Annotated in this window: 7 protein-coding genes; all 7 read left to right on the top strand. The window is 40.6% G+C overall.

The features are described from left to right. Window positions 1-64: 64 nt before the first annotated feature. Window positions 65-739, top strand: a complete 675-nt coding sequence (locus B7E04_RS02340) for a hypothetical protein (protein WP_080777204.1) — start codon at window positions 65-67, stop codon at window positions 737-739. Between the two features lie 152 nt (window positions 740-891). Continuing rightward, on the top strand, window positions 892-2,928 hold the full coding sequence (locus B7E04_RS02335; RefSeq protein WP_228439791.1) for a prolyl oligopeptidase family serine peptidase: 2,037 nt from the start codon (window positions 892-894) through the stop codon (window positions 2,926-2,928). A 135-nt stretch (window positions 2,929-3,063) separates the two neighbouring features. Next, complete coding sequence (locus B7E04_RS02330; protein WP_080777202.1) at window positions 3,064-6,096, top strand: reprolysin-like metallopeptidase; 3,033 nt, start codon at window positions 3,064-3,066, stop codon at window positions 6,094-6,096. A gap of 219 nt (window positions 6,097-6,315) precedes the next feature. Further along, window positions 6,316-9,360 (top strand): reprolysin-like metallopeptidase, encoded by a 3,045-nt coding sequence (locus tag B7E04_RS02325; protein WP_080777201.1) that lies wholly within the window; start codon window positions 6,316-6,318, stop codon window positions 9,358-9,360. Between the two features lie 138 nt (window positions 9,361-9,498). Then, entirely contained in the window at window positions 9,499-11,616 is a 2,118-nt protein-coding gene (gene scpA / locus B7E04_RS02320; protein ID WP_080777200.1) for a methylmalonyl-CoA mutase, read from the top strand. A gap of 58 nt (window positions 11,617-11,674) precedes the next feature. Further along, complete coding sequence (locus B7E04_RS02315) at window positions 11,675-12,172, top strand: hypothetical protein (protein ID WP_080777199.1); 498 nt, start codon at window positions 11,675-11,677, stop codon at window positions 12,170-12,172. Window positions 12,173-12,259: 87 nt separating this feature from the next. Next, window positions 12,260-13,240 (top strand): M28 family peptidase, encoded by a 981-nt coding sequence (locus tag B7E04_RS02310; RefSeq protein ID WP_080777198.1) that lies wholly within the window; start codon window positions 12,260-12,262, stop codon window positions 13,238-13,240. Window positions 13,241-13,501 lie beyond the last annotated feature (261 nt).

The following is a 13,501-nucleotide window of genomic DNA, read 5'->3' as shown; positions in this document are numbered from 1 at the left end:
AAATATATCAGCTCTTGAGTTTTCAAGGGCTTTTTTTTGGATTACATCACACAAAATATGCATTATGAAATTATTTAAATTTATTGTACTGGTTTTGCTGGGAATAATGGGACAGAACCTTTCGGCACAGACCGAAGTAAAAAGCCCGAAGGAAGTTTTTGAAATGTACTTCGGAACTTTTGTCAATAATGATACCGCTGTTTTGAACAGGCTGAACGACTATTTAAGGCCTACCGTAGAAGGTGAGACGGCTTACCAGGTGGATTTCAGCACGATGTCCCGGGATATGATGAAGGAAAGTACTGACAATTTTTTGTCTGCCTTTTCCAAAACAACAGCCGATGCATGCAGAAAAGAAGCGGAAGATTATTTTACCGCCATGATGGGTAATTTCAAAACCGGAAAACTGACGATTAAAGAAGTGAAAATTGTTCAGAACAAACATATTGAAGACCAGAAAATTGCTGAAGTCACGTATTCGGTGAGCTTCAAAGTTCCAGCAAAATTCTCTGATATCCCAACAGGTGATATTAAAAATGTAAAGCCGGAGGAGCTGAAGAAATACCTGGTTCAGAGTGTCCAGGATTTTAAAAATGCCAGTAAAACTGTAGAAACAGAACAGAAATTCAGTTTATACCAACTGAACGAAGGCGGAAAAATATACTATTGGAGTGGCAGTCCTGATGAAATAGTTTCAGGATTAACGGATTTTTATTTTGAAAGTTTCGGATCGAAATAAAATGAATATAATAAATTAAAAAGCTCTGTTGTCAGGGCTTTTTTTTATGTCACATACTTTATGTATTTTTGATAAAACCCTTGATTATGAATTTTAAACCATTTTTATTAACTGCTGGAGTTCTTTTTTCAGCAACTTTTTATGCTCAAAAAATGAATTATCCTAAGGCAGTAAAAGGAAGCCAGACCGATACCTATTTCGGAAATGCGGTTTCCGACCCATTCAGAGATCTTGAAAATGATTCTGATGCTACAAAGAAGTGGGTAGATGAAGAAGTGGCATACAGCCAGAATTACCTTTCAAAGATCCCGTTCAGAAACAAGATCAAGGATCAGCTGAAAGATATCTGGAATTACGAAAAAATTTCAGCGCCTTTCAAAGAAGGGGACTATACCTATTATTATAAAAATGACGGCCTCCAGGCACAGTCTGTTTTATACAGAACCAACAACAAGACGAAAACAACAGATGTATTTCTGGATCCGAACAAGTTCTCCGAAAAAGGAACCACCTCACTTTCCAATCTGTCTTTCAACAAAAAAGGCAATCTTGCAGCGTATTCTATTTCTGAAGGCGGAAGCGACTGGAATAAGATCATCATCATAGACGCGGTGACTAAAAAGCAGATCGATGAGACGCTGGTTGATGTAAAATTCAGCGGCATCTCCTGGCAGGGTGATGAAGGCTTCTATTATTCAAGTTACGATAAGCCGAAAGAAGGAACTGTACTTTCCGGAATGACGGATAAACATAAAGTTTATTTCCATAAATTAGGGACAAAGCAGACAGAAGACAAGTTGATCTTCGGTGGTGAAAAAATCCAGAGAAGATATATCGGAGCCGGTGTTTCTGAAGACCAGCGATACCTGATTGTTTCAGCTGCGAATGCAACAAACGGTAACGAATTATATATTAAAGACTTAAAGAAAGGAGGTGATTTTGTTCAGATTGTAAAAGGTTTTGATATTAATGCCAGCATCGTGGATACCCAGGGCGATGACCTGTTTATCTTCACCGATAAAGATGCACCGAATATGCGTCTTGTAAAAACAAGCATCACGAATCCTTCCCCGGATACCTGGAAAGATGTAATCCCACAAACAGAAAATGTTCTGGGAATTTCCTCAGGTGGCGGATATTTCTTTGCAACCTACATGATTGATGCGATCGATCAGGTGAAGCAGTTCGATAAAACAGGAAAGCTGGTAAGGGAAATTACTCTTCCCGGAAAAGGAAATATCGGCGGTTTTGGTGGAAAAGAAGAGGAAAAAGAACTCTACTATTCTTTCAGCAACTATATTACGCCGGGAACAACCTATAAATTTAATGCAGATTCAGGGAAATCAGAGGTGTATCAGAAGCCGAAAGTGAAATTCAATCCGGATAATTATGTTTCCGAGCAGGTATTTTATACCTCAAAAGACGGAACCAAAATTCCGATGATGATCAATTATAAGAAAGGAACCAAGCTTAACGGTAAAAATCCTACCATCCTTTATTCGTACGGTGGATTCAATATCAGCCTTCAGCCTGCGTTCTCGGTAGTCAATGCGATCTGGATGGAAAACGGAGGAATCTATGCAGTTCCAAACATCCGTGGAGGCGGTGAATATGGTAAAAAATGGCACGATGCAGGGACAAAAATGCAGAAGAAAAATGTTTTTGAAGACTTCATTGCTGCCGGAGAATATCTGCAGAGCAAAGGGTATACTTCAAAGGAATATATGGCATTATCAGGAAGATCAAACGGAGGTCTGCTGGTAGGCGCTACCATGACCATGCGTCCGGACCTTGCTAAAGTGGCTTTCCCGGGTGTTGGTGTACTGGATATGCTGAGATACAATAAGTTCACGGCCGGTGCAGGCTGGTCATATGACTACGGAACGGCAGAGGATAACAAAGAAATGTTTGAATATCTTAAATCATATTCTCCGGTGCATAATGTAAAAAAGGGAACCTGCTATCCTTCCACAATGATTATTACCAGCGATCATGATGACAGGGTGGTTCCGGCCCACTCGTTTAAATTCGGGGCAGAGCTTCAGGAGAAGCAGGGATGTAAAAATCCGATTCTGCTGAGAATTGAGAAAAATGCAGGCCATGGAGCAGGAAGAGCAACAGATCAGGTGATCAGCGAAAATGCGGATCTGATATCGTTTGCTTTATATGAGATGGGAATTAATAAATAAGCGATAAAAATAAAATATCAATCAAAGTGACTAATTTAATTAAAATTAGTCACTTTTTTTAATGCCACTATGTGTGAAATTGTTACATTTGTTTCGGATATTTAAAATTTATTAATTCTATTCATGTAGTTCATTATGAAAAAAAGAATTTTACTCGTTTGTGCATTGACTGCCGGTGTGGCCAGTTTCAACGCACAGAGATGGGAGCCTGCTTCGCAGAAAACCTCTCAGATCAGAAAAGAAGTAGAAGTGAAGTACTCTTACAAAGTAGATCTTACATCACTCAGAAGTATTCTGAAAGATGCGGTGGAAACCGGTAAGGGAGCACAGGCAGTGATTGTTTCTCTTCCTACAGCAGAAGGGAAAATTGAAAAGTTTGCAGTCTACAGCAATCCGGTAATGGAAAAGTCTATGGCAGACAGATATCAGTTGGGTTCTTATGTAGGAGTGGGTGTTGACGATCCTTCCAAATATGTAAGATTCAGTACATCTCCTACGGAAATGCAGTCTATGATCATCAAGGACGGTGTGTTTCAGTTCATAGAGCCTATCTCTACAGATAAGCAGACGTACGGAGTATTCTATAAAACAAAAAGAACAAACAGCGAGCAGGGATTTGAGTGTGGTACCAACGAAACCAACATTAAGGACATCATGCTGCTAAAGCAAAACGGAAAAAAAAATCTTTCTAGCGTAGGAATTACCAACAGACCGGCCAGTACAAAGTACAGAACATACAGACTTGCAATGTCTACTACCGGTGAGTACACAGCCTATTTCGGAGGTGTTCCGGGAGCTATTACGCAGATCAACAACACCATGACCAGGGTGAATGGGGTTTTCGAGAAAGACTTTGGAATTAAACTTCTTCTTCAGGATTACCAGAATATTATTTATACCACAGCCGCTTCTGATCCTTATTCAGATTCAGATGCCGGAGTAGGTGGCGCGTGGAATGGGGAGCTTATGAATGTTCTTCATAACAACGTTGGAGAAGCCAATTTTGATATCGGTCACCTTTTTGGTGCCACAGGAGGGGGTGGTAATGCCGGATGTATAGGATGTATCTGCAGCGATGATATGACATTGAACCAAGGGTCTCCGGTAGCTTACAAAGGTTCCGGATTTACGTCGCCTGCCAATGGAGTTCCTTCAGGAGATTCTTTTGACATCGATTACGTAGCACATGAATTAGGACACCAGTTAGGAGGAAACCATACCTTCTCAAATAATACCGAAGGCTCCGATGTGAATGTAGAGCCGGGAGGTGGTACCACTATCATGGGATATGCCGGAATTACCGAAGACAATGTACAAATGGCCTCCGATGCTTATTTCCATTATGCTTCTATCAACCAGATCCTTAACAATCTTGATGCTAAAACAACCTGCGGGGTATCTCAGAATATCACGACAAATACAGCGCCGGTTATTGCTCCGCTTACCGCATACAGCATTCCTAAAGGAACAGCATATTATTTAGAGGCATCTGCTACCGATACAGATCCTGTAAAATATACTTGGGAACAGTATGACAGCGTAGACGAAGATGCTACTATTTCCGGAGATGCAGGATGGGGGTACAACTCACAGGGAGCATTAACGAGATCTTATTTCGGAACCACAAGCGGAAGAAGATATTTCCCAAGTCTGCCTTTGGTAATGAACGGAACGCTGACTAAAAAAACGAATCCTGCTGAAACTACAAATCCAAACTGGGAAACTGTATCTTATGTTCCGAGGCTTTTACATTATGCAGTTACCGTAAGAGATGAAAATGCACAGAGACCAATGCTTTCATCGTTAGAAACTACGGTAAATGTAGGTAACGACGGACCATTCAAATTCAGTGGACTTACTACAGCTACTGTTCTTTATAACAATGCCTCAAACACTATTAAATGGGAAGTAGCGAATACTACAGCTGCTCCTTATAATGTGGCAAACGTAAAAATAGATTATACAGCAGATAACGGAATTACCTGGACAGACCTTGTAGCTTCTACACCGAATACAGGAAGCTACACCGTACAAATGCCGGGAAGCTTAACAGGAGCTATCAAATTGAGGGTATCAGCAATCAACAATATTTTCTATGCAGTTTCTCCTGCGGTAACTATCGGGGCGGCACCTACTTCCACTACAGCTGCACCTACAGGATTATCCACAACCTCTGCAGACGTTCTTAAAAATTCAGCAATCGTTTCCTGGAACAGCGTACCAGGAGCAGCTTCTTATTCTCTGAATTACAGAAAAGTAGGTGCTTCTGCCTGGACGAATGGTACCAGCACAACCAACTCATTATTGCTGAGTGGTCTTGAAGACGAAGCAGCATATGAAACACAGGTGGCTGCTGTGGTAAACTCCGTACCCGGAAGTTTCTCTTCAAGCTATGTGTTCAAAACAAAACCATTGGCAACAGGAATCAACTACTGTATCCTGAATACTGGTTTCAATGCAGTAGGAAACGTGGCAAGAGTACAGCTTTCCAATGTTAACCACATCGATACCAACGTTAGATCATACAAAGATGTAAGTGAAGATCCTGCGAAAATTATCAACCTGATCAGAGGAAACTCTTATCCGATCACTATTTTCGGTCTTTACAATCAGAGTGCACCAATGACGTACAATGTATGGATTGATTATAACAGAAACGGAATCTACGAATCCACTGAAAAAGTATACACCAGCCCTGCTACAAATTACAGCCAGGTATCTGGAGGTCTGGGAGTAGGAAACGTTGCAGGTAACTTTACAGTTCCGGCTTCTGCTCTTGTTGGAAACAAAGTTGTGGGAATGAGAGTGGCAACTAACTTCTCTTCTCCGTTAAACAATGCTTGCGGTACCAACGGAACCATCACCAGCGGAGCAGGAAGTGTAATGGATTTCTCGGTAAGAATCTTTGGATCTGCATTGGCAGTGGATGAAACCAAAGAAACTAAATCTGAGGTGGAAATCTATCCAAATCCTGCTGAAAGCTTTATTGGGGTAACCAACCTTAAAGGAAAAGCAGATTACAAAATCTACAGCGCAGACGGAAGATTAGTTCAAAGCGGTGACGCCAGCGATCAGATCATCAACGTAGCCGGTTTAACGAAAGGAATGTATGTGATCACCATCAAGGATGAGAAAAATACATACACGAATAAGCTTATTAAAAAATAAGAAATAAACAGATTAATAATGAAGGCCGGGCATTTGTCCGGTCTTTTTTGTTCAGGAGTTTTTTCCAGTTGTTAGCATCCTAAAATGGAGTTTGTATGGATTTTATGCTTATTTTTTTTAATTTGGCATGAGAATAATCTTTTTTAATGATAATATTCTGGTTTTAATTTTTACTTTTGCAGAAAATGCTTAATAATTTTTTAGAATCATTGTAAATTTATGAAAAAGAAAATTTTACTAGTGTGTGCTTTGGCTGCCGGTTTGGCTTCTGCTAATGCACAAAGATGGGAACCTGCCTCCCAGAGAACTTCAGAAATCAGAAAGGAAGTTGAAGTTCAATATGCTTACAGAGTAGATCTTTTATCACTTAGAAATACCTTAAAAGATGCTGTAGAAACAGGGAAAGATGCAAAACCTGTAATTGTTTCTCTTCCTACTGCAGAAGGAAAAATTGAAAAATTTGCTGTCTATAGTGATCCTGTTGTAGAACAATCTATGGCAGACAGATATCAGCTGGGTTCTTATGTAGGAGTGGGAGTAGATGATCCTTCAAAATATATAAGATTCAGTACGGCTCCAACAGAATTACAGTCTATGATTATCAAGGACGGTGTATTTCAGTTTATAGAGCCTATCTCTTTAGACAAGCAAACGTACGGAGTTTTCTATAAAACAAAAAGAACGGCAAGCGATAACGGATTTGAATGTTCTACAGAAGAAAAAGATTTTAAAGATATCAAATTACTGGAAGCTAACGGTAAGAAAAATCTTTCTAACGTAGGAATTACCAACAGACCTGCCATTACAAAATACAGAACATACAGACTGGCACTTTCTACGACCGGAGAATATACCAAGAAATTTGACCCAACAGGAGGAACTACCAATACGGTAATCCAGATGAATGCTACCATGACCCGTGTAAACGGTATTTTTGAAAAAGAATTTGGTATTAAAGCAATCATTCAGGATATTCCTGCTCTCCTATATACAGATGCTGCAACAGATCCTTATACAGGAAATTTAAATCTCAACCTTCAGCAAACCCTGACCTCTGTGGTGGGTAATGCGAATTACGATATGGGACACGTATTCAATGCTGCGGGAGGAAACGGAAATGCCGGTTCTATTGCATCAACATGTGTAAATCCAGCAACTTCAACCAGTCTGGCTAAAGGATCTGCTTTTACCCAAAGTACAAATCCTACAGGAGACCTTTTTGATATCGACTATGCTGCCCACGAAATGGGACACCAGCTGGGAGCTAACCATACCTTCTCTCACGCTTCAGAAGGATCAGGTGTAAATATTGAACCTGGTGGTGGTACTACCATTATGGGTTATGCAGGAATCACAGGAGATAACGTACAGAATACTACAGATGCCTATTTCCATTATGCTTCTATTAATCAGATATTAAATAGTCTGGATGGTAAGACTACTTGTGGAACTTCAGAAGTTATTACAACAAATGTTGCCCCTGTAATTACCCCGCTTACGGCTTATAGTATCCCTAAAGGTACTGCCTATTATCTGGAGGCTTCTGCTACAGATGCAGATCCTATTAAATATGCATGGGAGCAGTATGACAGTGTAGATTCTTACAACTCTATTTCCGGAGACAGCGGATGGGGATATAGCGCACAGGGTGCTTTAGCAAGATCTTATTTCGGAACAACCAGCGGAAGAAGATATTTCCCAAGCCTACCGTTGGTAATGAATGGTGTTTTAACGAATAAAACAGCTCCGGGAGCTGCTACAACTCCAAATTGGGAAACCGTATCTTATGTTCCCAGAACTTTACATTATGCCGTGACGGTAAGAGATGAGAATGCAGGAAGACCAATGCTTGCTTCTGCTGAGACTACCGTTACTGTTGGAAATGACGGTCCTTTTAAATTCTCAGGACTTACATCTTCTTCTACCCTGTATAATAATGCAGCCAATACCATTTCATGGGATGTTGCCAATACCAATGCAGCACCATATAATTCACCGAATGTAAAAATTGAATACACTACAGATCTTGTTAACGGAGCAACGTGGACAGAACTCGTAGCCTCTACTCCAAATACGGGAAGTTATACTGCACAAATGCCATCCAGCTTAACAGGTGCAGTTAAACTTAAAATTTCTGCTATCGGAAATGTATTCTATGCTGTATCTCCGCAAGTGACAGTAGGAACAGCTCCTACATCTACTACAGCGGCACCTACAGGAGTAACAGCTATAAATACGGAGATTTCCAAAACTACAGCCAGACTATCCTGGAATGCTGTACCGGGTGCTACCTATTCAATCAATTACAGAAAAGTAGGACAGACAAACTGGTCCAACGCAACAAGTACAACAAGTTCAGTGGTCTTAAGTAGTCTTGAAGACGAGTCTAATTATGAAGCTCAGGTGGCTGCCGTAGTGAATTCGGTTCCGGGAGCATTCTCAGGTAATTATACTTTCAAGACTAAAGGATTGATGACAGGAGTAGATTACTGTTTAATGACCACAGGAGGAAATAGTTTTGCCAGCTTTAGTTATAACAGCGGTATGGCTCAAATGAACGTTTCTAACTTAGCCTTTTCAGATTTAACCTTTAAAAATATTTTCAGTACGTATAGAGATTATAGTGAAGATGCAACCAAGGTGATCAATTTAACAAAAGGAACACAGTATACATTGTCTTATTTTAATGTAGGTACCACTGTATCTACATATAATGATAACATGGAAGTATGGATAGACTATAACAGAAATGGTGTCTTTGAAGCGACAGAAAAAGTGGCTTCAGTAAGTACAGACCCTCCTGCTAATGGCCAGTATACAGGGTCAGTTTCATTTACCGTTCCTGCTACAGCATATGCAGGTGACAAGCTTTTAAGAATGAGAGTGGCAAACACTTTCTTCAATAAAGCTACCGGTCCATGCGGATCTCCATCTGTTGGGGTAACCGGAGGTGGAGTTATTTCTCAGGGTTCATTTAAAGATTTCCCTGTGAAAATCACCAGCGGATTGGCTGTAGACGATGTAAACGGTCCAAAAACATCAGAAATTTCTATCTATCCTAACCCTGCAGATACTTTCGTGGAAATTAAAAATCTGAAAGGAAAAGCTGATTACAGCATTTTCAGTGCAGACGGAAGATTGGTTCAGCAAGGTCAAGTTGATGCTAACAACAGAATTAATGTAGCATCATTGATCAAAGGAATGTATGTAATTACTATCAAAAATGAGAAAAATACATACACGAATAAACTTATCAAAAAATAATAAGTTAGAATATTAATAACGAAGACCGGGCATTTGTCCGGTCTTTTTTATGCATTAAAAATCAGTAAAACTGTCAGTTAACATAAGTTTCATGTTTCGTTCAAAAAAATTAACTTTACGCAGACAAAAATTATTGGAATGCGAAAGACAATTTCTGTGAAAAAGCCGGATTTTAATATAGAGCCTCTGGATAGAGAGATCTATAATTTTGAAAAAGACGGGCTGGAGTTAAAATCATCCTACACTCAAAAAGATGTTAAAAATGAATCTTTAACACAGACTTCTCCGGGAATTGCTCCTTACCTCAGAGGCCCGTATTCCACCATGTATGTACAGAAGCCATGGACGATCAGGCAATACGCAGGATTCTCCACAGCAGAAGAATCCAATGCCTTTTACAGGAGAAACCTTGCTGCAGGACAAAAAGGACTTTCCGTAGCCTTCGATCTGGCCACCCACCGCGGATATGATTCCGATCACTCCAGAGTAGTAGGAGACGTAGGTAAAGCAGGGGTAGCCATTGATTCTGTGGAAGATATGAAGATCCTTTTCAACGAAATTCCGCTGGATCAGATCTCCGTATCCATGACGATGAACGGAGCTGTACTTCCTATTTTGTCTTTCTATATCGTGGCGGCAGAAGAGCAGGGCGTAAAACAGGAATTGCTTTCCGGAACCATTCAGAATGATATCCTGAAAGAATTCATGGTAAGAAATACCTACATTTATCCGCCGGCGCCTTCCATGAAAATCATTGCCGATATCTTTGAATATACGGCTCAGAATATTCCGAAATTCAACTCTATATCTATCTCCGGATACCATATGCAGGAAGCAGGTGCCACTCCGGTGCTGGAAATGGCCTATACCCTTGCGGACGGTCTGGAATACGTAAGAACCGGGATAAAAGCAGGAATGAATGTGGACGATTTTGCTCCAAGACTTTCATTCTTTTGGGCCATCGGAATGAACCACTTTATGGAAATTGCCAAGATGCGTGCCGCAAGATATATCTGGGCGACTCTTTTACAGCAGTTCAACCCGCAGAACCAAAAATCTCTGGCATTAAGAACCCACTCTCAAACTTCAGGATGGTCCCTTACCGAACAGGAACCTTTTAACAATATCACCAGAACGGCCATTGAAGCCCTGTCTTCAGCTCTCGGCGGAACCCAGTCACTGCATACCAATGCACTGGATGAAGCCATTGCACTTCCTACAGATTATTCAGCGAAGATCGCAAGAAATACCCAGATCATCCTTCAGCAGGAAAGCGGTATCTGTGATGTAGTGGATCCTATGGGCGGAAGCAATCTTGTGGAAAGCCTTACCCAGCAGATGATTGAGGAAGCCATGAAATACATTGATGAGGTAGAGCAGGAAGGAGGAATGACCAAAGCGATAGAAGCCGGAATTCCAAAAATGAGAATTGAAGAAGCTGCCGCCAAAAAACAGGCTAAAATAGACAGTGGGGAAGAATTCATCATTGGGGTAAATTCATTCAGGACATCCCTGAAGCAGGAAGGTATTGAAATCCTGGATATCGATAACACCGAAGTCCGTAGAAAACAAATCGAAAGACTTGAAAAGATAAAAGCCGAAAGAAATCCGGAAGCCGTTGCTGAAATCCTGGATCAGATCCGTGAAAGCGCAAAAACAGGAAACGGAAACCTTCTGGCCTTATGCATAGAAGCTGCAAGAAGAAGAGTAACCCTTGGTGAAATGAGTGATGCCATGGAAGAAACTTTTGGAAGATACAAAGCCAATATTAAAACAATCTCTGGAGTATACGCTATGAATGCCGGCAAAAACGAATATTTTGAAAAAGCCCTTCACCTGACTCAGAAATTTGAAGAGGAAGAAGGACGCCGCCCAAGACTTATGGTTGCTAAAATGGGTCAGGACGGACATGACAGAGGCGCAAAAGTAGTCGCTACCGCATTTGCTGATATGGGATTCGATGTGGATGTGGCACCATTGTTCCAGACACCGGAAGAAGTGGCCAAACAGGCTGTAGAAAATGACATCCATATCCTTGGCGTATCTTCTCTGGCGGCAGGCCATAAAACCCTTGTACCACAGGTGGTGGAAGAGCTGAAGAAACTGGGGGCAGATGATGTAACCATTGTGGTAGGAGGCGTTATTCCGCAGCAGGACTATGAATTTCTGTATGCGAACGGGGCAGATTTTATCTTTGGTCCCGGAACCAATCTTCCCAAATGTGCCGTGGAAATTTTAGAGAAATTTTTAAATTAACTTTTTCCTAAGACATAACTTGCACAGCTTTTGTATAGTTTAAGTGAAAAATTTCATTATGGCTTATACAGTAGTTTCAGTATTTCCGGTGACTGTAGATACAGAGGAAATTAAAAAAGATTTAAGAGAAAAAGGCTTTGACGACGCAAATATTATTGTGTCAAAGTCTAAAGTAGAAAGTGGATTATCAGGTGATTTCCACGAAGATGAGCAGACAAAAGGTTTTTTCGACTATGTGTTCGCTCACGATGCAGAAATGTTGGATGCCTATCGCAAGCACAGCATAGGAAGAAGCAATGTTATTGTATACACGGATGATCTCGAGCAGGCACAAAGAGCGAAAACTGTTTTAAATGACAACGGTGCGCTTGAAGTATACCGGAGACCGTCAGAAACCCGCGATACAATTCCTGAAGGGATGACAGAGCACGAGTATAACGGAATTATAGCAAAGGCAAGACACAATATTTATTTTCTTGGATCAGAAAGAGTATATCATTCCAATGAAATCAAAGGAATGGATGATGATATGGACAGCCTGGGGTCAAAAGATTAATTTCCTGAAGAATAAAAATGCATCGTCTCTGCAAGGTTTGGTGGAAAAGTGTTAATTTCAGGAATTCCAACTTAAACCAGCCGAGAGATGAATTTTAAAAATATAAGAAAGCCTGCAGCTAATAAGATCATTATTGTTGCAGGCTTGATTTTTATAGCCGTGTTTTGTTTCGCAGCAGACTGCAAAGACCGGCCGGTACAGAAGTCTCCGGTGCCGGCAGATATTAATCTGGTGAAAAGCCATCTGCAGGCCCTTACACAAACCCCAAAATTCCGGAATTATAAAAATATTGACCAGCTGAATACTGTAGCAGATTATATTCAGCAGAATTTCAGTAAATACAGTGACAGTACAGCCTTCCAGGAATACCATGTTGATGGAAGGATCTATAAAAATGTGATCTCATCTTTCGGGACGGAGAACAAAAAGAGAATCATCATTGGAGCTCATTACGATGTCTGCGGAGACCAACAGGGAGCGGATGACAATGCAACCGGGGTAACAGCCTTACTCGAACTGGCCAGAATGCTTAAAGGTCAGAAACTGAACTACAGGATCGATCTCGTAGCCTATACCCTGGAAGAACCTCCGTACTTCAGAACTGAGAATATGGGAAGCTATATCCATGCTAAATACCTCAAAGATCATCATATTGAGGTTTACGGAATGGCAAGTGTGGAAATGATCGGGTATTTCAGGGACGAAAAAGACTCCCAAAGTTATCCGTTAGGTGTATTGTCATGGGTTTATGGTAATAAAGGGGATTTTATCACCCTCGTCAAAAAGTTTAGTGCCGGAGATTTCGTGAACCATTTCACCACTAACTTTAAAGAAGCCAATCAGATCAAAACGGAAACCTTTACAGCACCGAAATTCGTAAAAGGAACCGATTTCTCGGATCATCTCAATTACTGGAAATTCGGCTATTCTGCCCTGATGATCACCGATACCTCATTTTTCAGGAATAAAAATTATCACGAGACAACCGATACTTTGGAAACGCTGGATCTTCCGAAAATGACCAGCGTGATAGATGGTATTTTTCTAAGCCTGATCCATTTGAAATAAAAAAAATATTTTGATATTCAGAAAAAATATTATATTTGCACCTGAAAATCAAGTTTAACCAATTTAAAAACAACGAAGCAATGTTCAAATTGAATCAAAATTCTTTAGCTGGAGTACCCCTTATGGTGGTAAGGCTTCGTGGTTTGGTATACTCTTAGAATAATAGTACAACGAAATATCAAAGCCCGAAGTCGTAAAGATTTCGGGTTTTTTATTGCGCAATACTACAAACTCCGGTTTCCCGAAATTTTATCAATATTA

Origin of the sequence: Chryseobacterium phocaeense (assembly GCF_900169075.1) — a bacterium.
Taxonomy (GTDB): Bacteria; Bacteroidota; Bacteroidia; order Flavobacteriales; family Weeksellaceae; genus Chryseobacterium; species Chryseobacterium phocaeense.
This window is presented reverse-complemented; position numbering and strand designations above follow the sequence as displayed.

Bases quoted from the DNA above. Each gene is read 5' to 3' on its own strand.
- B7E04_RS02340 (WP_080777204.1), top strand. From the start codon at position 65: ATGAAATTATTTAAATTTATTGTACTGGTTTTGCTGGGAATAATGGGA.
- B7E04_RS02335 (WP_228439791.1), top strand. From the start codon at position 892: ATGAATTATCCTAAGGCAGTAAAAGGAAGCCAGACCGATACCTATTTC.
- B7E04_RS02330 (WP_080777202.1), top strand. From the start codon at position 3,064: ATGAAAAAAAGAATTTTACTCGTTTGTGCATTGACTGCCGGTGTGGCC.
- B7E04_RS02325 (WP_080777201.1), top strand. From the start codon at position 6,316: ATGAAAAAGAAAATTTTACTAGTGTGTGCTTTGGCTGCCGGTTTGGCT.
- scpA (WP_080777200.1), top strand. From the start codon at position 9,499: ATGCGAAAGACAATTTCTGTGAAAAAGCCGGATTTTAATATAGAGCCT.
- B7E04_RS02315 (WP_080777199.1), top strand. From the start codon at position 11,675: ATGGCTTATACAGTAGTTTCAGTATTTCCGGTGACTGTAGATACAGAG.
- B7E04_RS02310 (WP_080777198.1), top strand. From the start codon at position 12,260: ATGAATTTTAAAAATATAAGAAAGCCTGCAGCTAATAAGATCATTATT.